A 22,941-nucleotide genomic window follows, 5' to 3' on the forward strand; every position below is an offset into this window, starting at 1 on the left:
TGCTATGGCTGGTTCTTGACGAATTGGACGAAGGCATCGTGTTCGGCGTTCACGACAGGGGCGTCGCCGACCATTTTATAAAACCACCACTTGCCTTCGCGCGGGACGATGGCGCCGAGCAGGCGGCGGTTTTCATTGGTAAGATCGGCGAGGATCGGGCCGGGCGCGCCGTCGAAATGCGCGCCACCGAGCGTGGTGACACATTCCTGCAGCCCGTTTTCATCGACATCTCCGAGACCGAGCATGCGCCGCCAACGGTTCACATTGCCGAGGGTGCCGCCGGTATCGCTGTCGAAAATGCTCACCGAAACCTCCGCATGGCCGCCGTCTTTCTCCACGGTGAATTTCGCCACCTGCATCTGCCCCGGTGCCTGTTCCTTCCAGCCTTCCGGCGCGACCATGTGCGTGACTGGCGTGCCCGGTTCCGCCGGATTCTTTTCGAGCGAACGCGGCGGAGCAGTCGGCGCGGTCTCGGCCGTCTCCTCGGTGCCCGGCTTCACCTTCACCGTCTTGAGGAAATTCACGAACGCCTCCTTCTGCGACGCGACCGCCTCCGCGCTGCCCTGCAATTTATAAAACCAGCTCCCATCCGGCCGATGTACGAAGGCCGTGATGATCTCCAGCGGCTGCCCGCCTTCGTGCGCGCCGGTCACTTCGAAGAGCCGTCCCGACTCGCCACCGATCTCCACCGGCGAAAGACTCTTCTCCGCCTCCGCGTCGTCGAGCGGCGGCTGACCGACCTGCGAGCGCCACATATTCACGATCATCGCGTCCTTGCCATCCATGCCACTGAGCGGCGTGATGTTCACCGTGGCCTCGCCCTTCGGCGTGGCGATGCTGAAATTCACGAGGCTGAATTGATTCGGCCCCAAATCCTTCCAGCCCGCGGGCAACTGGTAGTCGAGCTTCGGGCGCAGGTGCTTGGCCTTGGCATCGCTGAGCTGCAGCGGCGCCTCCGACGGGACAGGCGACGCTTCCGGCGCGTGCTTTAAAATCGTGTAGACGCGAATCTCCGGTCGCTTGCACGCGGGCAGGCAAAGCGCAACGGCGGCCCCGCAGAGCATGGCGATACGGTAAGAGATAGGACGATTCATGGGAAAGAGGGGCAGGAGCAGTAACCGATCTTCGGCCAGCGCGCCAACGGCTTTTCGCGTACGCAAGTCAATCCTCCGCGCCGGAGCTTCCTTAGCAGAAGGGCGTGGGCGGCCTTCTGGATCTCCGTCGTAATCTTGATCCTTGATCTTAATCCTTAATCCCTGGCTGGCTGGTGAGGATTAAGGATCAACGATCAAAGATTAAGGATTAAGGAGCAAGTAAGGCGCTTCGCGCGACCGCGCTCGCCGGGAAGCGCATTCCCCAACCCTGCGGAGCGGACACACAAGCGGCCCCGCGGCGGCCTATCAACTACCGACTATCAACGATCAACTTCCCAATCCCGCATCGGGGCGTTGGCTGAACCGCAACGGCCCTACCGCCATTCACCGGCGATCCGCCGATTCCTTTTTCACCCAGCTGTGTCCCATGCGCGGTTTCCAAAATCACCTCCCGGTTCTCTCAGGCATGCGTCTCGCTGGTTGCAGACTTGATAATCCGCCGATTTGCGGGATAATACAGGCCCTGCCCGGTTGTATGGTGTCCGCACAGTCAACGCAGCCTACGCGAATCGTCCGGCGTCTTTGGGGAACAACAAAGACGGTAGCCGCGCTTTGTACGCTGGCCGTCCTGGCGACTACCGCCTTCGCCGCGGAAAAGGAGACGACGACTCTGTCGGACACAGCGGATTTTAAGTCCGCTGGGGCGGAAGAGCCGAGCTTGGTGCGCATCGCGCTGACCAATCCAGACGCCACTCCGAAAGACCGCGCGACAGCACAATTACAAGTGCTCGGCCTGCTCGCCCCCAATGATTTCCTCCGCGCCATCGCCTCTGGCAATCAGCCGCTGGTGCGCCTCTTCCTCACCGCAGGCGCCGATGTCGACGCCCGGGGCGACGACCGCCGCACACCGCTGATCGCTGCGGCGCTGGGGCGCAACTGGGACCTCGTCGCTCGCCTGCTCAAGGCCGGCGCCAACCCACGTCTCGCCGACGAACACGGTCTCACCCCGCTCATGGCCGCGGCCATCGGCGGGAATGTGCCCACGATCCATCGCCTGCTCGCCGCCGGCGCGCCGCTCAATGCCATGGACAGCAAGGGCCGGCTGGCCCTCGGTTACGCCGTGGCGCTCCGCCAATCCGCCGCCGTGGCCGCGCTGCTCGACTTGCAGAAGACCCTCCCGCCCGCGGCGAAAGGCGGGGACGATCTCGCCGCCGCCGCGCTGGAAAGCGGCGATCGCGATCTCCTCGAAGACATCCTGCGCCGGCTGCCGGACGGGCTCACCTGGATCCCCGCCGCGCGCGCGGAATTCACCAAGGCCCTCGCCCTCCGCGACACCATCATGGCGCCGCTGCTCATGGAAAAATTCGCCGGCCCGCCCGCCGAGTCCGCGAATTCCCAGCCGCTCCTCGCCTACGCTGTCGCGCGGCACAATCTCGACCAGGTCCGCACGCTTCTCTTCCTCGGCGCCGATCCGAACACCGTCGTCGATCGCCCCACCGATACCGCCTTCCGCGGATGGGTGGGCACCAGCTTCATGCGCTACTATCTCGACAACACGCCGGGCCTCACCGTGCTGATGCTCGCCGCCGGCCTGAAGCAGACCGACATGGTGAAGCTGCTCCTCGAGAATGGCGCGAATCGCAACCTCTCCACGAAAGGCAAGTCGAGCTTCCTCGCCCTTTACTTCGCTGCGTGGGCGAACAGCCCCGAGACCATTCAGGTGCTTCTCGGCCAGGCGCCGAGCAAGCGCGATTACTACATCGAAGTCTCCCTCGACGAGCAGCGTGTCTGTTACTACCGCAACGGCCAGCTCGTCCTCTCCTCGGAAATTTCCACCGGTCGCGACGGCTACCCGACGAAGCCCGGCGAGTACGTCATCACCGACAAACATCTCGAGCACCACTCCACGCTCTACCACAACGCCAGCATGCCGTATTTCATGCGGCTGAGCTGCCAGGCCTTCGGCCTGCACGAGGGCTACGTCACCGGCCGCCCGGAATCGCACGGCTGCATCCGCCTCCCCGGCGAAGTCGCCCGCCGCCTCTTCAAGGAAGCGCCCATCGGGACCTGGGTGAGCGTCAAGTAAGGACTCTTACTCTTAATCTTACTCTTACTCCCCTCGGGAGAGATTAAGATTACGATCAAGATTAAGATTAAGAAGCAGACGTTACTTGCTCCGCCCAAACAAGCTCCACCCCGTCCCCTTCTCCGCCTTGTTCTGCTGCACTTTCAGTTGCCCGAGCAGCGACTGCAGGCCGAGATACACCTTGTGCCACGCGCCTTCCACTGCCGGGATCGCATCTGGTCCATCGGCCAGATAGCGCAGACTCGGCGCCTGGGCGAAGAGATGATGCACCTCTTCCTTCTTTGGTCCGCCTTTTTCCGTCGAGGCAATGATCGCCTCGAGACCCTGCGCAATCACGCTCTTGAGCTCCAGGAATTGCATCTCGTCTTCCCGCGCGAATTTTTTGTCCCGCGCCAGGTTCACGTAGTGGTTAAACTGCTTCCAGCACTCGATGTAATTCTCGAGGTGCAGGATGAATTCTTCAATGTTCTTGTAATGCATGGCGGGCGGCGTGTGCGTGTGGGGGAGCTGCATCGTGACGGGTTGGAGGAAGATCAGCGCTCCGCCGCGCAGCTCACGGGCGGTAATGCTCAGGCCGCTGAAATCCAGGTGCAGGTCGGAGAGCGCCAGTTGCGCTTCCTCCGCCTTGCGGAAGATTTTCAGCACTTCCTCGCCGATCTCCAGGATCTTGTTTTCCGAAAAGGTCGAGGGCAGCGTCGAGGCCACGAGCCCGCCCTCGCGGTGAATGGTGAAACAGCCGCTGGGCAGCCGCTCCGGGCTCAACGCTTTGTGCTGGCGGGAGAAAGGTTTTAGGAGGCCCATTTCGCTTCGATCTGTTTCATGGTTTCTCGAATATGCGGCAGGCTGGCCGAGCGCGTAAAGCCTATGCCGAGGTCCTGCTCATCACTGGAAAGAATACCCACGTGCCGCTGCGGCCCCAGCGCCTCGATCTGCTCGAGCTGCCCGGCCTCCAGCTTGTCGCCCAGCGTGCGCAACGCCCGCGTCGTCTCGTGAATCCACGCCGCCATCCGGTCCGGATTCTCCGCCGCCCAATGCTCGAACGTCGTCTTGTCGCTGCCTTCCACGGCGATGACGAATTGCACGCCCTTGTATTTCGAAAACGAGGCCAGCGAATTCGTATCCTCGCCCGTCACCAAATCCGTCGGGCTCGTCTCATCGATCGTCTGCGCCGTTTCCATCAGCAGGTTTTCGTAAGACGAGAAAATCGTCCGCGGCCGCGGCGTATCGTTCGGCAGAATCTCAAAGCTGCCCGCCTTCCAACGCAGCATCTCGAGAAATGCATCCTTGCCCAGGAAATCGCCCATCGCCGCATCGATGATTTCCCCGCGCTGGATCCAGATGCGCCCTTCGCCCGTCGCACTCGCGATTTTCAGAATTGCCGAGCTCTGCGTGAGACACTCGAGCTGCACGATATCCACCAGCGTCTTGCTCTGCACCCCGCGGAAGCCGCCCACATCTTCCTTCTCCAGCATCGACTCGATGCAATCGACAAAGTTGATGATCTCCTTCCCGGTCTTCGGCTTCTCGAGATAGAGGTCGATCCCCATGGCGTAAGCGCGGGCGCGGAATTGTTCATCCTCCGCCGCGGTCATCACCACCACGCGCAAGGTGGGGAATTTGCGCCGCACGATCGCGAGCACCTGGAAGCCATCCATCGTCGGCATGCGCAGGTCGACGAGGAGGAGATTGAACGGTTCGCTCTCGAGCAACGCGATTGCGCGGGCTCCGGCGTCGGCCGTGTGGATTTCCGGCTGACTGGGCAGCCGGGCGAGGATCTCCTGGTAAATCTCCAGGATGTCGTGCTCGTCATCGAGAATGAGAATTTTTTGCCGGGCGGGCATAGGTGGGTGGGAAAGTATTATTTACGTAACTTAACGAGGTACGAGGCGGTCAAGACCGCGAATTTCGTCTCGGATTCTCAGCACGTCACGCGCCAAGTTTCAGAGAGAACAAAAGATTTTTTCAGACGTTTGACTACATGGCATCACTGTTGCTAGCCAATAGCGTCGCCCATCCCAGACGGTCACATGCTTTCGATCTTCAAAAAAATATTCGGTAAAGCCGAGCCCAAAGCCGTTGCGCCCGTGCGTGCCGTGGCCGCGACGGCCAAGGCCGTGCCCGCAGCGCCGCACACCCCGATGCCCACCATCGAGGTTGCCCACCTCTCGCTCGCCTCCATCATCGAACGGTTCCCCGACGAACTAAGAACGCTCGTGGTCAGCCAGCCGGATGCCACCGCCACGGTCGCCCTGCCGATGCCGACCATCCTCAAGCAACTGCCCACCGGCAGTGTGAAGATGTCGCTCGCCAGCCTTCATCGCCAGGCCCACGGCTGCATCGCCCCGCTCCCGGCCGGCGACAAGCGGACCGTCGACATCCCGCTCTCGGAGATTTTCCGCCACGTGAAGCCGGAGGCCCTGCGCCGCCGCAACGACCAGCGTTATATAGATATGCCCGAAGACGCGTTCAGCCTCTTCGGCGATTCCAACAATCCCTACGCGATCGCCCCCGAGCCCGAGCCCGCCTACGAAGAGCAGGCTCAGGAAGAAGTGCTCGACATCGACGAACCCGTCGAAGAAGCGCCCGCCGGAGGCCAGCGCGTCGTCCCGATGGATGACGGCCTGCGCGCGCAGTTCCATAATAATGGTGCTGCCCCGGAAGCCGAGGCCGAAGAGCAGGTCCAGCAGCCGCAAATCCCGCGGGCCATCGCCCCGCCATCCGAATTCAAGATCGCCGCACCCCAGGCCGCTCCAGCGCAACCTCCCCGTTCCACCGCCCAGCCACCGCGTTCGACGACCCAGGCGCCTCGCTCCGGGGCCCAACCGCCGCGCTCCGGCGTGGCCCAACCCCCGCGCTCGGGCGCTCAACCGCCCCGCTCCGGCGTGCAGCGCGCCGCTGCCGCTGCTGCCCCGGTCGCCAAACCCACTGGCCCGACTTTTTCCATCGCCCTCGCTTCGATCTGCGGCGCATGGCCCGACGCCATCAAGGCGGAAATCTCCGCGCTCGACCCGGCCACCACCGTCGCCCTGCCGGAAAATGAACTCTCCGCCGGCCTCGCCAAAGGCCGCGTCAGCTTCGCCTGGAAGCAGATCCACGCCTGGCTCACGCCCGACGCTCCCGCGACCGCTGCCGCCGGCGACACCGCCCTGCAGCTCCCGCTGAAGGTCCTCGCCCCTCTCTTCCTCGCCAATAAAAAGCCCTCTGCGGAACGCAAGACGTTCCGGATGGACGAGACCATCCCGACCCTCTTCGCCGATGCCCGGCCGCCGCAGGAAAAACCCGCGCCGCCGCCACCGCCGGCACCCGAACCGGTCGTCGAAGAAATCCCCGCACCCGTCGTCGAAGAAGCGCCCGCCGCTCCTGCGATGGAAGCCGCGCCCGCCCCGGTCGAAGAACCCGCCCCGGCTGCTCCCGCGGAACCCATTCCGGCTCCCGCTCTCGAGCAACCCGCCGCGCCCGTCGAAGCCGAAAAAGCGCCCGAACCCGCTCCTGCTGCCGAGGCGGCTCCCGCCCCCGCCGCGGAACCGATCCCCACACCGGCCCTCGCCGCTCCCGCCGCACTGGCCGCCGCCGTCGAGGCGCCCACCGCTGCCGCTCCGGTCCTCGAGACTCCTGCTGCGGTTGTTCCCGCTACCGTCGAAGCACCTGCTGCCGCCGCTCCGGCAAAAGCCGCCCCGCAAACCGTCGGCGAAATCTTCGGCAACCCGAAAAAGCAAAGCTGGACCCCCGCCGAGCTCGTCGCCGGCCTCGTCAAGCTCCCCGGTGTCGCCGGTGCCATCGTGGCCCTGCAGGAAGGCCTGCCGGTTGCCGCTTCCCTCCCGGAAGGCGTCAAGAGCGACGTCGTCGCCGCCTTCCTTCCCCAGATTTTTGCGCGTCTGAACCTATATGCGGGCGAAATGAAACTCGGCGATGTGGACGATCTCCTGTTCACCACGCATGGTGCCCACTGCCAGATCTACCGCCTCGGCTACATCTACTTTGCCGTCCTCGGCAAAGCCGGCGAGGCCCTGCCCTGGCACGAGCTGCACCTCATCACCGAGGAACTCGCGCGCCACACGCACAAATAACTACCCAGCCCAGAGACACACATGGCCATTATCAACCAAGCGACCAAGGAGCTTCAGGTAAAGATCGTCTACTACGGTCCTGCCAAGAGCGGCAAGACGACCAACCTCGAGCAGGTGCACTCCAACGTGCAGGTCCCCAATGCCGCCTCCAAGGGCAAAATGACTTCCCTTGCCACCTCCAGCGATCGCACCCTTTTCTTCGACTTCTTCCCCCTCGAAGCCGTCGCCATCAAAGGCTTCAAGACGAAATTCGCCCTCTTCACCGTCCCCGGTCAGGTCATCTACAACGCCACCCGCCAGATCGTCCTCCGGGGCGTCGACGGGATCGTCTTTGTGGCCGACTCCCAGTACGATAAGATGGAGGAGAACATCGAAACCTTCAAACACCTCGAGGAAAACCTCAAGACCCTCAACCTCAACCTGAACGATATTCCCTACGTCATGCAGTACAACAAGCGGGACCTTCCCGAAGTTGCGCCTGTGGAATATCTCGATTTCGTTCTAAATAATCGCGAGATTCAGGTTCCATCCTTCGAGGCCGCAGCCTCCAAATGTGACGGCGTCTTTGAAACGCTGAACATGATCACCCGGATGTTGCTTCACAAATTCCTCAACGACGGCGTGCGGAAATAATTATTATTATTCATTATTAGTCCCGCACTTATTTCGCACTCATATTAATATGGGCCAATTCCCACAGCTCAATCAGGAAGATGTCGATTTCATTAACGGCGTGATGCGTGATTTACTCTCCAAGAGTGAAGCACACGTCGCACTGCTCGTGGAGAAGGCCGGTTACCTCATCCACCAGTGTGGCAACCCGGATTCCATCGATACCACCACTTTCGCCACCCTCGGCTCGAACGCTTACAACGCCGTGCAATTCATGGCCCAGCTCGTGAATGAGAACAACTTCACCAGCATGTACCAGCAGGGCGAAAATTTCAGCACCCTCATGGTCAACGTCGACGAGAACAGCCTCCTCGTCATCGTCTTCCCCACCCACCTCACCGTGGGTTCCATGAAGTACTACGCCAACCCGGCCGCGCGCACTATCTCGGACCGCATCGATTTCGCCACCAAACGCGGCGGCCCCGGCCTCGATCTCAGCGACCTCGACCCCACCGACGTTCAGACGCTTTTCCAGAAAAAGGAATCGCCGTAAGGCGATCCCTCCGCACCTTCCGGGGAGCCTGGCTGGGGCGTGTCGTTCATCTGCTTTACTGAATACTGAATTACTGATCACTGATTACTAGTCCCCGGACGCGGTAAGCAGTATTCAGTAACCAGTAGCCACCACCACGACATCCGCCCTCCTCCCCAGAATGTTCCTCATCCTCAAAGTGCTCACCCAACCGATCCTGCAAGCTCTCCTGGCCACCGCAACGATCGCCGCCACGGCCCTCTTTCTCGGCCGCCGCACCGAACACCGCCTCCAGCAAGTCCGCATCCCCGTCGACTCCCCGCGCCCCCGCAAGTCACGCCGCCGGTAACGCCGAGTGACCCGACGTAGGAACGCGCCGCGACAAGCTCCAAAGATGGGGAACGCGCCGGAGCGCATCCCCCTGAGGGGCTACCTCAGGACCACAGCCGCTTCCACCATTTCACCACGGAGTCGACGTCGTGGGCGTGGGCTTTCTCCACGGCTTGTTCGACCGCTTCGCGGACGACGTCGCTGGTGTGGGCGTAGGCTTTCCGGCCGCGCTTGGCGCCGGTGGCCAGGGTGTCGCGGATTTCATCGACGATCTCCTGCCACGGTTCGCGCCGCAGAGCTGATTCGACCCAGCGGGTCATTTCTTTCGATAGGTCTGCGAGAAAGCCCCGAACGATGTGAACGGCCTTGTCAGCCAGGGTCCAAAATACCGAGGCGTCGACGGATTTCGTCGGGATTCTTCCTCAGATCGACCACCGCTGCGACGACGAGTCGAGACCCGTGTATACGATAGAAGATGCCGTGGTCGAATCTCAGAAGCAGGAGTCGGCGGAATTCGCCGGCATAGAGTGGAGCCGAAGCAGGAAACCGGGCAAGGCGCTGTAGGCCGCTGAGCACGGCTTCGTCGAACTTCGCGCCGAGGCCGGGATTCAGATTTTCATAGTGGACCCACGCGGTCCACAAGTCACTTTCCGCGCCGGCGAGAATGGTTACTTCCACTGCCGCTTACGCTCCGCGAGACGCGCGAAGGCTTCGTCCGCAGGGCTGCCGGTCGTTTCGGGATTGGCCAGGTATTCCGCAAAGCGGGCCTCGAGCAAGGCGACGGTCTGGGCATCAGCAGGAGAGCTTTCCAATTGGCGCGCGAGGTCCCGCCAAAGTTCATCGATGAGGAGCCACTTTTCCTCCGGCGCGAGGGATTGAACGGCGGGCAGTTTTTCCAGCAGCATGGGGCAAGGTTACGCTACGGGAGGGGCCTATTCAATCACAGAGCGAGAAGCGACGGGCAGAGCCACCGAAGGCCTGCGTCACGACCACAACCGCTTCCACCACTTCACTACGGGATCGACGTCGAGGTCGTGGGCTTTTTCCACAGCTTGTTCGACCGCTTCGCGGACGACGTCGCTGGTGTGGGCGTAGGCTTTCCGGCCGCGCTTGGCGCCGGTGGCCAGGGTGTCGCGGATTTCATCGACGATCTCCTGCCACGGTTCGCGCCGCGGGGGCGGGTTCGACCCAGCGGGTCATGATGCCGATGGCAAAGCCGATGCCCAACGCGGTGAGGACCGCCGGGACCGGGTTGGCCCGAATGCAATTGTCCGTCTCGCGCAGCAGGTCCTGCGCACGTTCTTTGGCGTCGTGGGTGTTCATGGCTTCGGTGAAGTGGAGAGTGAAGGTTAAAGTGAGGCCTGATCTAACTCGAAAGCTTTTGAGGCTTTGCGGGCGTCTCTCTTCTGGTGAGAAGCCGAAGGCCGGAACCAACGGCGGCCTCGGGCAGGAAAAAGCGGGTTATTTTTTCTTCTGAAATTCCTCGTAGAGCTTGACGGCGCCGAGGACGAGCAGGAGCGGGCGGGCGAGGGCAAAGACCAGGCGGACGAGCGCGGAAATGAGTCGGCCAATGGGCAGGACGGTGAGGAGCACGCCGGCAAAAAGGGCGATGCCGACGGCTTTGGCTGGGTCTTCGCGCACCAGTTTTTCGGTGCAGGAGCTCAGGTCATCGACGGCTTTGCGCCAGTCGCCGCAGCAGGTGGTGGATGACGAGGTTGGGTTCTGTTCGTCCATAAAAAGGGTGTGGGTGGATGCGGGACGATTGCAGCCGAATGGTTGACGGCTGGCAAACTCTTGCGGCACTCCTCCCAGACTTCGTGGCGGGGGCGCGGGACGGACGCCTGCCAAGGGAATGAAAATATCCGGTTGGCAAGCGGACGGCTTTTGGTATCTTGCGCGGCTCCAAATCAAAAATGGTGGCCATAGCTCAATGGTAGAGCTCCAGATTGTGGTTCTGGCTGTTGCGGGTTCGAGTCCCGTTGGCCACCCCATTTTCCTTCCGGGGGAAATGGGGAAGGACGAATGACGAATGCGTAATGGCGAAGCGGAAGAAGGCGGTCGTTCTCTATCAATCCGTGGAGTGCCGTCTCGGTGGCGGATGCTCAAAGTGGCAGCGGCTTCCAGTTGCTGTCGGACTTTGGCAATTGAAGGCGTCTATAGATGAGTATTCGCCTTCGAATAGGTTTTTTCTCGCAAATATATGATGCCAGAGGGCCTTCATTTTCTAAGTCCGACAGCAACTTCCAGCCGCTGGGCGTAAACGAATCGCCACTTTCTCTGCTGCTTGCGTTCCCAGGCACCTCTCGGTGGGTGTCTCGTTCACGCGCGAGCAAGGAAGCGACGGAGCCCTTCGACAAGCTCAGGGTCTTGAGCCTGTCGAAACGACGCTTCCCCTCCAGTTCCGCTTTGGTGCTGGTCGAGAACGCAATCTACTCCGCCGCTTTCGATACCACCTTCGACCCCGCTTCCCCGGGCGCTGGCGTGAGGCGTTCGTCGGGGAAGACCACTTTCACGTGGAACTCGTGGCCGTCGCTGAACGAGGCGGTCAGCCATTTCCCCACGAAGATCTGCACTTGCTGGCGGGCGATCTCTTTGACCATGGGGATGTGTTCCACGGCGCGCCGGTGCAGGGCGGGGGTGAGAGTGGCCAGGAGGCGGTTGCGGACGGCTTTGTCGTCCTGCCAGACATGCCCTTCGATCGTATAGAAGGTGAGCTTGGATATGTCGGATGCCGGAGTGCTGGGTACGAGCACCGGCGGGTAGACGGTGACGGCGCCGTCCTGCTGCTGGAATTCCCACGGGCCGTCGAAGTCGAGGTAGTAGCCGTATTCCACCGGGACATCGGCCTGGACGACGATGCTGGGCAGCGGGATGAGGCCCCAAGCGAGACTGTTGCTCTCCTTGCGGCGGAAGGTCTCGTGTTCCTGCAGGGTGGCCACTTGCAAACGGCGCGTGCCGGTGAGGGTGGCGGCGCTGCTGAGGAATTCCTCCCGCACATTGCGCTCGCGGAAGGCGTGGGCGACGGTGGCAGCCTGGTGGCCGATCTCTTTGACCATGGCAGTCCCTTTGTCGAGGGCTGCGAGCGGCAGGGTGGCGATGCTTTGCCAGGCCCAGACGCCGGCGCCGATGGCGGCCAGCCCGAGACAGAGGATCACGCGAGGCCAGGCGTGGCGCGCGCTGGACGGCGAGATGGAGGTATCGGGCGACAGGGACATGGCGCGATGCTTTCCGCTATTCCACAGAAGTGCCCACAGGTCAATGGATGCTACTTGGCGTTTGCGGTTCCCGCGCCCAACATGCAAAGATCGGCATGATGGCCCCCAAATGAATCCGCTCGAACAGCGCATCAAATATAAATTTCGTAATTCCCTGCTCCTCGCGGAGGCGCTGACGCATCCCAGCCTCGGCCACGAAACGCAACGGCATCACTTTGACAATCAGCGGCTCGAGTTTCTCGGCGACGCGGTGCTACAGCTCATCTTCACCGAGTATCTTTTCGATCAGTTCCCCAGGCTTCAGCGAGGGGGCAACTGACGGAAGATCCGCGCGCGGATCGTCTCGCGCGAGGGCCTGCGGGTGGCTGGCCGAGCGGATCGGCGTGGGCAAATACTTGATGATGGGCCGCGGCGAGGAATCCAGCGGCGGGCGCGAACGGGCTTCCACGCTCTCAGACGCCTTTGAGGCGCTAATCGGGGCGATGTATCTGGATAGCGATTTCGTGACCGTGCGGCGCATCGTGCTCACGGAATCGCGCGATCTGCTGGAGGACTTGGAAGTGGATCCGCCGGATACGAACCCGAAAGGGCGGCTGCAGGAGCTGTTGCAGGCGATTTCGCCGATTAGCCCGACGTACCCCATTGTCGATCAATCGGGTCCGGAGCATCAGAAGCGTTTTGTGGCCAAGATCGTGTGGGATGGGAAAGAACTCGGTTCCGGCGATGGCCGCAGCAAGAAGGAGGCGGAGACGGCCGCCGCCCGCGATGCGCTTTCGAAGGAGCTGTGGCGTGGGCGCGACGGCAATGGGAAGGCCGCTCAGGGCAACGCGGAGGATGCCCAATCAAAATCCGAATAACCGACCAATAACTGTGAAGAAATGGGGAATAACCTTGGGCATCCCCGACCTATTGGCAGTCATTGGTCGTCGACAGAAAACTTATTCGCAGCCTCGATTCGGCGTGGAACCGCGTAAATGCTTAAGTGGAACGCCATTAGGGCCAGTTATTCACACGCTTAAGAAGAAGAAAGAGATTGGTAAAAATTATTTCATTCTTCTGTACACGGTGAACAACTTTGGTCAGGAAAGCAGCCGTCCCGCCATGGTGCTGGGTGTCTGTTGAACATCCAGAAACAGGTGTTCGGATGTTCTGGAAGTGTTGCCCACAGGGTCTGACTCATCCGGGTCAAGCCTTCCTCCGCGCGGTCATTCTTGGAGTAGAGGGAGTGTAACGACTGGAACGCAGTCGAAAGCCGAGTCTGCGAGACGCCTATGGGACTGCGGGGCAAACCCGGCGGAACAACCAGCGATGATCTCTGGTAAAGCGACGGGGTTTGCCCCACAGTCCCATAGGCGTCTCGCAAGCTCGGCTTTCGACTCCGTGCCCGCCACCTCACCACCGGGCACTCCAAGAATGACACGCGGGGGGAAACGGCTATTCATTTTACAGTATTCAAAAGACTGTAAAATAAACCCCCAGAAAGATCTTTTGACCCGCGAATCACGCAGGTGACCCGGATGAAAAATACTCTATTCGTGCCATTCGCGTGATTCGCGGGCTCTTTTCCACCGCCCCCTTAGAATGCCCCTTCCGGCGGCTTCTCGAAGAGCGGCAGCTCGTCCTTGAAGACCGGTCGCAGTTCCGCCGCGGCGCGGAGGAGGTCCAGGGCCTCCTTTTTTTTGCCGGCGTAAAAGGCGAATACCCCGAGGTGCCATTTGCGGAAGCTCATGATCTCCGGCGGCATGTCCTTGTCGATGAAGGAAAGCCCCATCTGGTAGGCCGAATCCGGCGACAGATCGGACCACGGCATCTTGGCCCCGCCCGCCTTGAGGGTCAGTTGCTGCTGATCTGCGGTGGCTACCCCGCCGGCCACTTTATCGCCCGATTTATTCTCGATCGGCTGCGCGTAGCCTTTCTTGGCCAGATCCTCGATGAGTTGGGACTTGAAGTTCGCCAGCCAGGAAACCTTTTTCGTCAGCAATTCCTGCTCATCACGTGCTTTCTCGGTCTTCAGGTTTGCGTCGCTGATCGCGGTCTTCGCCTCGGCGAACTGGAATTTGTCCATCAGCTCCTGGCGTTTCGTTTTCGCGTCGGTCAACGCCTTGTCATCCGCGGCCATTTCATCTGCGGACGTCTTGTTTTTCGCGGCGATCATCGCGGAGGCCTTCGGCTCGATCTCGGCGATCAAGCCGTCCAGCGTCTCGCTCATCTTCGAGGTCAGCTTCATCTTCGCCCGCGCGGCCTTGGCGGTCTCCACCGCGGCCATCTGATCCTCCGGCGCGGCTTCTTTCGCGGCCACCAGCGCCTTGTTCGCCGGCTCAAATTCCTTGTAGTCGTTGACGAAATTATCGCCGATCGATTTCAGCTTCTTCAGATCGGCAGGACCGTCGGCCCACTCGACCATTTTTTCCGGCGCCGCATCGTTGAATTGCCGGAAAAGAGCCGTCGCGTCGTCATACTTTTCCATGTTCCAATCCTTCAGCCCCAGCGCCAGTAGCGAGATCCCTTCGTACGACCACTTGTCGTAGTCCCGGCCTTGGGCCGGTGGAATCGGATCCTTCGAGTGCAACTGCTGTGCGATATTCACGAACCACTGCGCGATCTGCGAATCCGACCCCGCCTTGGTGAAAGGCCCATCGGACTCGATCTTGCCGAAGACCACCTGTGCGTCGGTCTGCTTGCCGGCCAGCAACAGCGCCAGCCCTTGGTGGAACTCGATCCAGGTCTGCAGCGGCTGGCGGATCTTCGGCACGGTGAGGATGTCCTCAAACGACTTGGCCGCGTCGTTGAAATGCCCGTCGATCATCTGCGACCGCGCTTCGGTGAACCGTACTTCGGGCGAGCCGAGGTAGGGCTTCTTCTCCGCCTTCGGCTTCGGCGTGACGGGTTTTTGATCGCACGACGTCAGCACACCGAGGAACAGCGAGGGAACAACAAGCAGGGTGCAAAATTTCCGGGTCATTGAAAATGGGGCAAAGGGAACGTATTAGCGCGCAAATTATCGCGCTGGCAGATGGAGAACGTCAATAGGTGCACGGTGTCAATCCTTCGATGACACCTTCCTCTGCATCCATTTTGCCACGCGATCAGAATTCTTAATCTTACTCTCTCCGACGGGATTAAGATTAAGAGTAAGATTACGATTAAGATTAAGAGGGCGCCCCTCCGTCCCTCTCTTATTGCTGCCGAACGGTTACCGCCTCGTGGAAAAAACAAAAGAGGGCGCCGGTTTCCCGGCGCCCCCTGGCGTTTGATTTTCGGAAATGGCTTCCGAAGAAGGCCTTAGATGAACTCGTTGATGAGGTTCTCGAGGAATTCCTGGCGTCCGCTGGCGGCGCCGCCGGCTTCACCCTTCTCCAGGGCGAATTTCTCCAGTGAGGCAAAGCTCTCCTTGCCGGCTTCGATGCTCGCGCCGAGACCGTTGTCCCACGAGGCGTAGCGATCCTTGACGAATTGATCGAGACGGCCATCGGCGCGGATGGCCGCGGCGATCTTGAGACCGCGGGCGAAGGCGTCCATGCCGCCGATGTGCGCGTGGAAAAGATCTTCCGGGTCGATGCTCTCGCGGCGGACCTTGGCGTCGAAATTAACGCCGCCGGTGGTGAAGCCACCATACTTGAGGATGCCGAGCATGCACTGCGTGGTGAGATAGACGTCCGTCGGGAATTGGTCGGTGTCCCAGCCGAGGAGCAGATCGCCGGTGTTGGCGTCGATCGAGCCGAGTGCCCCCGAGGCGCCGGCGACTTCCATTTCGTGCTGCATGGAGTGGCCCGCCAGTGTGGCGTGGTTCGTCTCGAGGTTCAGCTTGAGGTGCGGCAGCAGGTCGTATTCGCGCAGGAAGTTCAGGCAGGCCGCGGCGTCGGCATCATACTGGTGCTTGGTCGGCTCTTTCGGCTTGGGCTCGATGTAGAACTGGCCCTTGAAGCCGATCTGCTTGGCGTAATCGACCGCCATGTGCAGGAACTTCGCGAGGTGATCGAGCTCGCGCTTCATGTTGGTGTTCCAGAGCGTGGAGTAACCCTCGCGGCCGCCCCAGAAGGTGTAGCCTTCACCGCCGAGTTCCTTGGTCACTTCCAGTGCCTTCTTCACCTGCGCGGCGGCGAAGGCGAAAGCCTCGGCGTTCGGGCTGGTCGCCGCGCCCTGGGCGTAGCGGGCATGGGCGAAAAGCTGCGAGGTGCCCCAGAGCAGCTTGATGCCCGTGCGCTGCTGCTGCTCCTTGAGCAGGGCGACGATGGCATCGAACCACTGGTTGGATTCCTTCAGCGTCACGGCATGCGGGGCGACGTCGCGATCGTGGAAAGCGTAATAGGGTGCGCCGAGCTTTTCAGCGAACTCGAAGAAGACGGGCACGCGCGCCTTGGCCAGCTCGAGCCCGCTCTTGCCCGCCTCCCACGGGCGGATCGCCGTCGGCCCGCCAAACATATCGGCGCCCTGGCCACACATGGTGTGCCAGTAGACCACCGAGAAGCGCAGGTGATCCTTCATCGTCTTGCCCTCGACGACTTCCCCGGGGTTGTAGTGTTTGAAAGCGAAGGGGTTTTTCGACTTCGCGCCTTCGTAGGCGATCTTGCTGATGTTCGGGAAATAAGTGCTCATAGGGATGGGATTGGGAGTTGATCGTAGCCCGCCTTGGCGTCATGTGTGACGACAAAGCCTATGCCAAATACGCCAGCGCCAGCCCGTCGCGTTTCCTCCCGTGCCCGCCTTCAGCGGTTGGAACGCGAACGCGCCGCGTGGCTGGCCGAGGTGCGGCCGAGCGACCATTTTCACGTGCTGTTCGATCATCTGCCGGGGGTTTGCTTTTACTGCAAAGACCTCCAGGGCCGCTTCATGTTGGTCAACCGCAACTTCATGCAACACTACCAAATGCGCCACGAGAGCGAGATCCTTGGGTTCACCGATTTCGATGTCGCGCCGCTGCACATGGCCTCCGGTTACGTGCGGGATGATGCGCGGCTCCTCTCCGGCAAGGCGCGCCTCGTGGAGCGGGTGGAATTGTGGTTCGACAAGCAGGGCGTGCCGGACTGGTTTCTCGTCACCAAGCTGCCGCTCCGCGATGCCGAGGGCCAGGTCTGCGGGACCGCCGGCGTGGTGCGCCGTGCGGCGGAACACGAGATGCAGTTACCGACGATTCAGAACGTCGCGCATGCCATCGAAATCATCCGGCGTGATTTTGCCGGGCCGATTTTGCTCAGCGAAGTGGCGCGCGCCTGCGGGCTTTCCATGCGGCATTTTCAGCGACGGTTTCAGGACGCCTTCGGATTCAGCCCGCAGGAGTTTCTGATCAAGACGCGGGTCATCGCCGCGATGAAATTGCTCGAGGAAACGAATCTCTCCGCATCCGAAATTGCCGTCCGTTGCGGCTTCGTCGACGGGAGCAGTTTCGCCGAGCAATTCCGCGCGCGGGTCAGCCAGACGCCGAGCGCGTATCGTCAGGCGATGCGGAGTGGCGTGTCTGTGCGTAGACGGCGATGAGAAGTTGGCTCACCCAAACATTCCCCCACCCTGCCCCCACATCGGCGCCTTCACGTCGTGAAAGACGGTGAAAATACGTCCACTTGGAACATGGAGATGATTCGCCACCAAAGTACAAAGCGACGCGGCGATCTTCTCCACACCACCAGCCGGAAACCCAATGCTCTTCAGCTCGACAAACGCCGCCGGTTCATCCGATCCCGCGAAGAGCATCGATTGCGCGGCTTCGAATTTGACCATCACGTATTGCTCCGGTTTGCCGGTGCCGACGGCCACCGCGAGCGATGCCTCTTTCAAAAATTGCTTTTCCGCTCCCGGGGAAATCTCCGCATTCGTCGAGACAGTGAGGTAAGGCATGCGCCGATGAAATCCGATTCCGGTTCCGCTTGGCAAGCGCCCGAACCGCGCGGCTTAACCCGGGCTCCGCAAAGATCAAAACCTCGCCGGCTACTTGCGTGGAGCGCAAATTGTTGTTTCCATCACGACGTGGAAGCGCTCGCTCCAACATCCGACGATGAAGGCGTCTCCGCCCCGGCGTTCAGTCTGGCCCCTGCGTCCTGGTACTACATTGGAACAGTCGCGGAACTGCAGCGCAGTCCGCGGCGCCTGGATCTTCCCGACGGACAGCAATTCGTCGCCTTCCGCGAGCGGGATCGTCCCGCAGCGGTCTTGAGCGGACGTTGCAGCCACATGGCGGCAGATCTCTCCAAGGGCTGTGTGAAGGACGGGCGCATCGTGTGTCCGCTGCACGGTTGGGAATACGGGCGCGATGGGAAATGCGCACACATTCCCGCGCTCTCCGAGATTCCGCCGTTCGCCCGGCAGGTAGCATTCCCCGTCGAAGAACGCGGCGGGTTGGTTTTCTTTTTCAATCGCCCCGAAGCGCGCTTTCCTCTCCCCTTTTTTGAGGGCCGGGACGACACGGAGCTCCTGGCCGCGCCCGCGTTCGAATTTACGGTGGACGCCCCGTGGTATCTGCTGAGCGGCAATGGCTTTGACGTGCAGCATTTTCGCTGCGCGCACGATCGCTCGCTCGTGAGCGATGTCACGATCGACTCACCGCATGCTTTCGCCTGGCGCTTGCGCGCGAAATTTCGCGTCACCGGTAATTCATGGCGCGACCGGATGATTCGCTGGCTCTCCGGCTCGGAAATGGAAATGACCGTCGAGAATTGGGGCGGGAATCTGGTGCTGGTGACTTCCCGATTTCCACGCACCTGCAGTTATGGGTTGGTGAGCTTCGTGCCGCTCGACAAAAACCGCACGTGGGTGCGCAATATCGTCTGGATTCCCCGCCGCCAAAACGCGCTGGCCCGGCGCTGGCTCGATCCGCTCGACGCCATGATCCGGCGCTATTTCATCCGCGAGTTTGTGCGTGCGGATGTGAACAGTTCCGAAGGCCTGCGTTATCATCCGAAACGGATGACCTCGGCAGACAAAGAGCTGGCCGATTATCTCCACTGGCTGCAAAACATTCCGCGTTAACCTCCGCTACCCCGCGCCTTTATGAAGAAGCTATTCGCCCTGTTGCTCCTAACTCTGACCTTTACCCTTCCCGCCTGGAGCGAGCCCGAGGCGTCGAAAAACGACGCCGAGGCCACCGCGGCTATCGCCAAACTGCGCGAAGGCCTCGTGACCAGCTTTAAGAAAGGCGACATCGACAGCCTGCTCACCTATCTCGATCCGCAGGTGGTGGTCACGTGGCAGAATGGCGAAGTCTGCAAAGGCCCCGCGGAGGTCCGTGCCTTTTACGACCGCATGATGACCGGCCCGAAACGCATGGTGCGGGAGATCCAATCCAACCCGGAGGTGATCGGCCGGCATGTTTACGGCGACTGGGCGGTGTCGTGGGGAAATTTGCACGATCAATTCGTGCTCAGTAGCGGCGCTGAGCTGCCCTTCAACAGCGTCTTCACCGCCACCATCGCCAAGCGCGGCGACCGCTGGCTCGTCGTCGCCTTTCATGCCTCCGTCAATGCGTTCGACAATCCGGTGCCCAACGCGGGGTCTCAGAGGCTGGCGGAGTGGGTCGGGGCGGCAGGCCTGTTTGGAGGGATTTTCTTCGGATTCATGGCGCGGCGCATTTTCCCGCCGAAAGAGCCCATCCTATGACGCAAATGCTCGCCCGGTTGCGGATCGAATGGCGGTGGAAGCTATGGCTCACCGTCGCTCTCAATCTCGTCTTCTGGGGCGGGTACGAATTATTCGGGCGCCACGCCTTTTTTCCGCTGCGCCCGGTGCCGATGACCTGGCTGGATCGCCATATCCCTTTCCAGCCAAGTCCCTGGGGATGGATCTATCTCTCGCAATTTAGTTTCACCGCGGTCGTTCCCTGGCTGCTCACCACGCGCGATGGCATCCGGCGCTATGTCGCCGGGTTCGTGATCATGATGGTGGTCAGTTTCCTCATCTACCTTTTCCTGCCGACCATCGCACCGTGGCCGGCGGACGGCGGGTCTACAGTGCCGATGTATATCATCCTCCACGGTTCCGGGCCGATGAATGCCATTCCGTCGCTGCACGCTGCCTTTCTCATCTACATGGGTGCGCTGGCCTGGCGAATGTTCGGCCGCGTAACCCCGTTCTGGGTGATCCTCGTCGCGATCGTTTGGGGCGGAGCGATTCTCTATTCCACGATCGCCACCCGCCAGCACTACGCGCTGGATCTCGCGGCGGGCATGGTGCTCGGCTGGATTGCCGATGCCCTGGCGTGGCGGGGCGCGAGCGCCGCCGCGACGATGCCCGTGAGGGTGGACAGCGCGTCCTGTTCCGGCGCGAGATAGTGATCGAGGCCCCAAAGCGGGCAGACGATTCCCGGCAGACGCGCGCAATCGGCGAGCAGGATGCCCCCGCCATCATTCGGCCCGAGGGCCGCGAGTCGCGAGTAGCCACGATGAGCCCATGGATGAAACAGGTGACGCGCGCACGGAAAACCCAGGACGTGCACGGCCGTGAGGTGTTCCGGCAAAGCCGGCCAGGTATCCAGCACGGTGCCCGGCCCATGGCGTAAATCCTCGAGCGCCCGTGTCGCGCAGCCATACCACCACAGTTGCAAGCGCACGCCCCACCAGCGCAGGGGCTGGCGGCGCAGCCAGGCGATCAAAGGCGTGCCCTGGACCAGGCCGCTGAGGCTGACCCAGGCGGAGACATCGGCAAAGGCGGCGGGCGCCGCGGCCGAAGCCAGCGCCCGCTTCACCTCCGCGCCGCCTTTGCTGAGGCTCACCAGCGCGATTTTCCGGCCGCGCTGCGCGGCCAGCCAGCGGAGGATGACCTCGGCGGTTTCGTCGATCTTGCCAAAACTTGGCGTCGGAATGACGGCCGCTTCGCAGCCCAGCTTCCGGGCGATGGCCAGGACACGCGCGCCGTCTGCACCGGTATTTCGGTGCTGGCGATGAAATGCCCCCGGCACGATGCCGATGAGATCCGCGTTGAGCTCGGCCGGTGGTTGTTGCGCGGCCTGCCAGAACGCTGCGTTGGCGGGCACGCGTTGCACGCGATCGTATAGGACCGCCGTGGCGAAATCCAATCCCTCGCGGTGGGCCAGGTCGGCCAGGCGCGGGGCGCTCAGGCTGGCCAGATCGCGATCCTCGGCGTGCGCGGCGGCGGCCGCGAGCAACCGCTTATCGTCGTCCGCCGTGCGGATCACGGAATGACCTTTCCGGAATGAGGATTGGACACGCGTTCGGTGGCCCGCCGCGGCCCGCGCCACATGCGCACATAAGCCAGGAGCAAAAATCCGCGCCCGGCTTCCTCCTGCGCGCCAGTCTGCGGAAGATATGGCCACGGGAGCGAAGGATTCTGGTGATGGGTGAGGTGCCAGTTGTGATTGAGCCAGAGCAGGTCGAGCGGTTTCCAGATCCACAAGTTCCGCGCGCCGCGCGTGACGTGCCGCTCCGTGCCGTAGTGGTGCACGTATTGCATGCCCGACCACATCAGGCCGAAGCCGGCATACATCGCGAGATAGTGCGCGAGCGGGATGTGCAGGAACCAGACCAGCCCGCCGTGCAGCGCGAGGGCGGCGGCGCATTCCAGGCGAATGATCCACCGATAGCCCGGGTTCAACGATTCCATGAACGCCACCGAAGCCTGGTCGACCTGCCAGTATTTCTTGTCCTCGCGGAAAGGCAGGATGAGAAACACGACGTTGCTCAGCGCGACGATGAGGTAATAGAAGCCGGTGAGGATTCCGTAGAGGACGAGGATTTTCCAAAGCTTGTGATCCTCTTCGAAATAGAAATCGAACGCCTCGTCATCCGTCCGGTTGCGCAGGTGATGCCCGAGATGCCCCTGCCGGATGAGATGAAACGGCGCTGGAAAAAAGAGCGCCATGAAAGCGCCGGCAAAGTCATTCCATCCGCGATGGGAGAAGAGCATCGCATGCTCCGCCTCGTGGATGGTGGAGTAGACGGAATTCATGATCACCCCGAAGACGAGCGCGAGCAGGAGCAGCGGCCATCCACTCGCGACGTGTGATACCTGCCATCCGCAGACGCCGATGGCCGCCAACTGCAGCACGAGAATGCCGAGGTTCAGGCGGTCAGGGATGCGTTGATCTTTCATGATGGGAAACCCGCTGCATAAATGCGATCGAGGGCGGGCAAGATGTCGGCGAGCACCGCAAACTCGGGATGCTGGGCGAAGCGGGCATAAGCTCGCGGCGTGACTTCACGGGAATAAAGCGTGGCCAGGAAGGCGGGGTTACTCTTCAGGCCATCCATTTCTCGATCGAGCGGTTGCCGGTCGAGAAACGGATACTCCGCGACGAGCTGCCGGATCACGCGTCGGGAAGAACGCTTCGGCAAAAGAAAATACTCTCCGAGCATCCAGCGCAGGAGCCACGCATGGAGACGTCGCATCGCCGGTCCGACCCGCGGCCACAGCCAATCCAGCAAATCCTCATCCCATCGCACATGACCGATTTCATCGGCGAGGTGGGCGCGATGCGTGGCGACAAAATGTGGCTCCAGCTCGGAAGCGTGTTCGAGACAACCCCTCGACCAGTAAAGCGAGCGCTCTTCCTGCAGCAGCGTGAGCCAGATCAACAGCGGGAAAAGAAAAGGCTGCGCGGCCGCCGCCGAAATCGCCGCGTCCAACGCCCGCGGCGCGGAAACGAAATACCGCTCGCCCCCTTCGTAGAGCTCCGGTGCGCAACGGAGATTGAGCTCACGAAATTGCGCGGTGTGCCGCTGCTCCTCGGCAAAGAACACGCGCAGGCCCTTCTCCAAGTCGACCGGTGGCGAGCGGCGCAACAAGGCGAGCAAGAATGGGCTGAGAATCCCCTGCTCAAAGAAAGCGATCTGTTCGTTGAAGTAGAGCGCGTGGAGCTGATTGTAGCGCAAGCGCACCGCCCCCGGCAGCCCGGCGTAGATGCGGGTGTGAAAGAGCGGCGTGAATACTTCGGCGATAAAAAGACGCGTGAAATCGATGGCCGCTTCGCCGGGTTCCGGCACGGATGGCCCGCTCTGCGCCGAGGCCCGGCCCGTTGCATGTCGCATCGCGTTCATTTCAAAACCCATTCTTATCCGAAGGC

25 protein-coding genes and 1 tRNA gene are annotated in these 22,941 nt (G+C 61.6%); 12 read left to right on the forward strand and 14 right to left on the reverse strand.

Translation table 11 applies throughout. The annotated features are described in order from the left end of the window. Window positions 1–2: 2 nt before the first annotated feature. Complete coding sequence (locus CFE428DRAFT_RS05815) at window positions 3–1,094, reverse strand: hypothetical protein (RefSeq protein ID WP_131989740.1); 1,092 nt, start codon at window positions 1,092–1,094, stop codon at window positions 3–5. Window positions 1,095–1,629: 535 nt separating this feature from the next. Between CFE428DRAFT_RS05815 and CFE428DRAFT_RS33055 the strand changes: the two genes are divergently transcribed. Beyond that, complete coding sequence (locus tag CFE428DRAFT_RS33055) at window positions 1,630–3,180, forward strand: ankyrin repeat domain-containing protein (RefSeq protein ID WP_006978537.1); 1,551 nt, start codon at window positions 1,630–1,632, stop codon at window positions 3,178–3,180. Between the two features lie 81 nt (window positions 3,181–3,261). Here CFE428DRAFT_RS33055 and CFE428DRAFT_RS05825 read toward each other — a convergent pair whose 3' ends face one another. Both CFE428DRAFT_RS05825 and CFE428DRAFT_RS05830 read right to left on the reverse strand, forming a co-directional pair. After that, entirely contained in the window at window positions 3,262–3,981 is a 720-nt protein-coding gene (locus CFE428DRAFT_RS05825) for a hypothetical protein (RefSeq protein ID WP_006978538.1), read from the reverse strand. Next, on the reverse strand, window positions 3,969–5,021 hold the full coding sequence (locus tag CFE428DRAFT_RS05830; RefSeq protein WP_006978539.1) for a response regulator: 1,053 nt from the start codon (window positions 5,019–5,021) through the stop codon (window positions 3,969–3,971). Before CFE428DRAFT_RS05830 ends, CFE428DRAFT_RS05825 begins: the two co-directional genes overlap by 13 nt. A gap of 186 nt (window positions 5,022–5,207) precedes the next feature. On the opposite strand from CFE428DRAFT_RS05830, the gene CFE428DRAFT_RS05835 reads away from it, so the two are divergent. The 4 genes from CFE428DRAFT_RS05835 (at window position 5,208) to CFE428DRAFT_RS37010 (ending at window position 8,740) form a co-directional block, all read left to right on the forward strand. Then, on the forward strand, window positions 5,208–7,247 hold the full coding sequence (locus tag CFE428DRAFT_RS05835) for a roadblock/LC7 domain-containing protein (RefSeq protein WP_006978540.1): 2,040 nt from the start codon (window positions 5,208–5,210) through the stop codon (window positions 7,245–7,247). Between the two features lie 21 nt (window positions 7,248–7,268). After that, window positions 7,269–7,880, forward strand: coding sequence for a GTP-binding protein (locus tag CFE428DRAFT_RS05840; RefSeq protein WP_006978541.1), 612 nt, complete (start codon window positions 7,269–7,271; stop codon window positions 7,878–7,880). A gap of 49 nt (window positions 7,881–7,929) precedes the next feature. Continuing rightward, a complete protein-coding gene (locus CFE428DRAFT_RS05845) occupies window positions 7,930–8,412 on the forward strand; it encodes a roadblock/LC7 domain-containing protein (protein ID WP_006978542.1) in 483 nt (160 codons plus the stop codon). A 160-nt stretch (window positions 8,413–8,572) separates the two neighbouring features. Further along, window positions 8,573–8,740 (forward strand): hypothetical protein, encoded by a 168-nt coding sequence (locus CFE428DRAFT_RS37010; RefSeq protein ID WP_006978543.1) that lies wholly within the window; start codon window positions 8,573–8,575, stop codon window positions 8,738–8,740. Window positions 8,741–8,825: 85 nt separating this feature from the next. Here the strand turns inward: CFE428DRAFT_RS37010 and CFE428DRAFT_RS05850 are convergent, their stop codons facing one another. The 5 genes from CFE428DRAFT_RS05850 to CFE428DRAFT_RS05870 all read right to left on the reverse strand — a co-directional run bounded on the left by CFE428DRAFT_RS05850 (window position 8,826) and on the right by CFE428DRAFT_RS05870 (window position 10,455). Then, entirely contained in the window at window positions 8,826–9,041 is a 216-nt protein-coding gene (locus CFE428DRAFT_RS05850) for a hypothetical protein (RefSeq protein ID WP_006978544.1), read from the reverse strand. Window positions 9,042–9,090: 49 nt separating this feature from the next. Continuing rightward, complete coding sequence (locus tag CFE428DRAFT_RS05855) at window positions 9,091–9,399, reverse strand: type II toxin-antitoxin system RelE/ParE family toxin (RefSeq protein WP_006978545.1); 309 nt, start codon at window positions 9,397–9,399, stop codon at window positions 9,091–9,093. Then, the gene (locus CFE428DRAFT_RS05860) at window positions 9,390–9,626 is read right to left on the reverse strand and encodes an addiction module protein (RefSeq protein WP_006978546.1); all 237 of its coding nucleotides are present in this window, start codon (window positions 9,624–9,626) and stop codon (window positions 9,390–9,392) included. The genes CFE428DRAFT_RS05855 and CFE428DRAFT_RS05860 overlap by 10 nt, the downstream gene beginning before the upstream one ends. A 235-nt stretch (window positions 9,627–9,861) precedes the next feature. Beyond that, window positions 9,862–10,044 carry a hypothetical protein gene (locus CFE428DRAFT_RS05865; protein ID WP_006978547.1) on the reverse strand — a complete coding sequence of 61 codons (183 nt, stop codon included), beginning with the start codon at window positions 10,042–10,044 and terminating at the stop codon, window positions 9,862–9,864. Window positions 10,045–10,182: 138 nt separating this feature from the next. Beyond that, window positions 10,183–10,455: a hypothetical protein gene (locus tag CFE428DRAFT_RS05870; RefSeq protein ID WP_006978548.1), complete on the reverse strand. Its 273-nt coding sequence runs from the start codon at window positions 10,453–10,455 to the stop codon at window positions 10,183–10,185. A gap of 182 nt (window positions 10,456–10,637) precedes the next feature. Here CFE428DRAFT_RS05870 and CFE428DRAFT_RS05875 point away from each other — a divergent pair. Then, window positions 10,638–10,712 (forward strand) — tRNA-His (locus tag CFE428DRAFT_RS05875). 438 nt (window positions 10,713–11,150) lie between these two features. Here CFE428DRAFT_RS05875 and CFE428DRAFT_RS37015 read toward each other — a convergent pair. After that, a complete protein-coding gene (locus CFE428DRAFT_RS37015; protein ID WP_006978549.1) occupies window positions 11,151–11,936 on the reverse strand; it encodes a hypothetical protein in 786 nt (261 codons plus the stop codon). A 109-nt stretch (window positions 11,937–12,045) separates the two neighbouring features. On the opposite strand from CFE428DRAFT_RS37015, the gene CFE428DRAFT_RS40305 reads away from it, so the two are divergent. Further along, a complete protein-coding gene (locus CFE428DRAFT_RS40305; RefSeq protein WP_006978550.1) occupies window positions 12,046–12,255 on the forward strand; it encodes a ribonuclease III domain-containing protein in 210 nt (69 codons plus the stop codon). Between the two features lie 64 nt (window positions 12,256–12,319). Further along, window positions 12,320–12,793: a ribonuclease III family protein gene (locus tag CFE428DRAFT_RS33065; RefSeq protein ID WP_083805001.1), complete on the forward strand. Its 474-nt coding sequence runs from the start codon at window positions 12,320–12,322 to the stop codon at window positions 12,791–12,793. A 719-nt stretch (window positions 12,794–13,512) separates the two neighbouring features. Here the strand turns inward: CFE428DRAFT_RS33065 and CFE428DRAFT_RS05890 are convergent. Together CFE428DRAFT_RS05890 and xylA are read right to left on the reverse strand one after the other, a co-directional pair. Beyond that, window positions 13,513–14,898, reverse strand: coding sequence for a cell envelope integrity TolA family protein (locus tag CFE428DRAFT_RS05890; protein ID WP_006978553.1), 1,386 nt, complete (start codon window positions 14,896–14,898; stop codon window positions 13,513–13,515). A 320-nt stretch (window positions 14,899–15,218) separates the two neighbouring features. Then, window positions 15,219–16,532, reverse strand: a complete 1,314-nt coding sequence (xylA, locus tag CFE428DRAFT_RS05895) for a xylose isomerase (protein ID WP_006978554.1) — start codon at window positions 16,530–16,532, stop codon at window positions 15,219–15,221. 117 nt (window positions 16,533–16,649) lie between these two features. On the opposite strand from xylA, the gene CFE428DRAFT_RS05900 reads away from it, so the two are divergent. After that, entirely contained in the window at window positions 16,650–17,411 is a 762-nt protein-coding gene (locus CFE428DRAFT_RS05900; protein WP_202797367.1) for an AraC family transcriptional regulator, read from the forward strand. 9 nt (window positions 17,412–17,420) lie between these two features. Here the strand turns inward: CFE428DRAFT_RS05900 and CFE428DRAFT_RS05905 are convergent, their stop codons facing one another. Beyond that, complete coding sequence (locus tag CFE428DRAFT_RS05905) at window positions 17,421–17,768, reverse strand: phenylpyruvate tautomerase MIF-related protein (RefSeq protein ID WP_006978556.1); 348 nt, start codon at window positions 17,766–17,768, stop codon at window positions 17,421–17,423. A 129-nt stretch (window positions 17,769–17,897) separates the two neighbouring features. Between CFE428DRAFT_RS05905 and CFE428DRAFT_RS33070 the strand changes: the two genes are divergently transcribed. From CFE428DRAFT_RS33070 to CFE428DRAFT_RS35430, 3 genes are read left to right on the forward strand one after another with little or no spacing between them, the layout of a single operon-like run. After that, window positions 17,898–18,896: a Rieske 2Fe-2S domain-containing protein gene (locus CFE428DRAFT_RS33070; RefSeq protein WP_006978557.1), complete on the forward strand. Its 999-nt coding sequence runs from the start codon at window positions 17,898–17,900 to the stop codon at window positions 18,894–18,896. A 21-nt stretch (window positions 18,897–18,917) separates the two neighbouring features. After that, entirely contained in the window at window positions 18,918–19,523 is a 606-nt protein-coding gene (locus CFE428DRAFT_RS05915; RefSeq protein WP_006978558.1) for a YybH family protein, read from the forward strand. Beyond that, on the forward strand, window positions 19,520–20,194 hold the full coding sequence (locus CFE428DRAFT_RS35430; RefSeq protein WP_006978559.1) for a phosphatase PAP2 family protein: 675 nt from the start codon (window positions 19,520–19,522) through the stop codon (window positions 20,192–20,194). The genes CFE428DRAFT_RS05915 and CFE428DRAFT_RS35430 overlap by 4 nt, the downstream gene beginning before the upstream one ends. Before the next feature lie 859 nt (window positions 20,195–21,053). Here the strand turns inward: CFE428DRAFT_RS35430 and CFE428DRAFT_RS05925 are convergent. Then, complete coding sequence (locus CFE428DRAFT_RS05925; RefSeq protein ID WP_006978561.1) at window positions 21,054–21,971, reverse strand: fatty acid desaturase family protein; 918 nt, start codon at window positions 21,969–21,971, stop codon at window positions 21,054–21,056. Continuing rightward, the gene (locus CFE428DRAFT_RS05930; RefSeq protein ID WP_157447433.1) at window positions 21,968–22,915 is read right to left on the reverse strand and encodes a diiron oxygenase; all 948 of its coding nucleotides are present in this window, start codon (window positions 22,913–22,915) and stop codon (window positions 21,968–21,970) included. Before CFE428DRAFT_RS05930 ends, CFE428DRAFT_RS05925 begins: the two co-directional genes overlap by 4 nt. Between the last annotated feature and the right edge of the window lie 26 nt (window positions 22,916–22,941).

Source organism: Chthoniobacter flavus Ellin428, from assembly GCF_000173075.1.
Classification (GTDB): Bacteria; Verrucomicrobiota; Verrucomicrobiia; order Chthoniobacterales; family Chthoniobacteraceae; genus Chthoniobacter; species Chthoniobacter flavus.